At 77.9% G+C, this 742-nt stretch carries 1 pseudogene; it reads left to right on the forward strand.

The features are described 5' to 3' along the window. A pseudogene (locus tag HUW36_RS33790) lies at positions 1-742 on the forward strand (SCO7613 C-terminal domain-containing membrane protein); the annotation flags it as partial.

Here is a 742-nt window from a genome sequence, read left to right on the forward strand (position 1 = left end):
AGGGCACCCCGCCCGGGCCGGACGACCTCCCCCCGCCGCCGCCCCGTGGCCGCCCCCGGTGGCTCGACGCGGACGACCCGGAGCACCCGCCGGAGGCCTCGTCCCGCGAGGTGCAGAACATCCCGCTCGGGCTGGGCGCGCTGCTGCTCGGCGTCGCGGCGGTGGTCTTCGCCGCGGTCGCCACCAGCTCGATGGACGCGTTGGCGCGGCTCGGCGTGCTGCTGGTCGCGACCGTGCTGATGCTGCTCGCCCCACCGGTGCTGGCCCGGCGCGGGCTCACCTCGACCGCCGAGACCATCGCGGCGGTCGGGTTGCTGCTGGTGCCGCTGGCCGGCTACGCGCTCTGGGCCGTCGACCGGATCGGCGGCGGCACCTCGGGCGCCGCGTTCGCCGGATCGATCTTCCTGGTCACCACCGTGGTCGCCTTCGGCTACGCGTACGGGACGGGCCTGCGCGCGCCCCGGTTCGCCACCGTGCTGGCCGCCCAACCGGTGCTGCCGCTGCTGGCGTACGAGCGGATCACCGGGCCGGCCGGGTGGGCGCTCGTGCTCACCGTGGTGGCCGTGCTGGACCTGGCCCTGGCCCGCTCGGTGGTGATGCGGGAACGGCCGGTCCGGCAGGACCTGCCCCCCACCGTGCCGTCGGCCCCCGTCCCACCCCGCCCGCGCGCCGAGGAGGACCGGCCCGAGTCGGCGCCGGAGGAGTCCGCCGAGGTGCTCGGCGGTGAACCGCCCGCCGGGTC

The organism is Micromonospora maritima (assembly GCF_902825405.1).
GTDB lineage: Bacteria > Actinomycetota > Actinomycetes > Mycobacteriales > Micromonosporaceae > Micromonospora > Micromonospora maritima.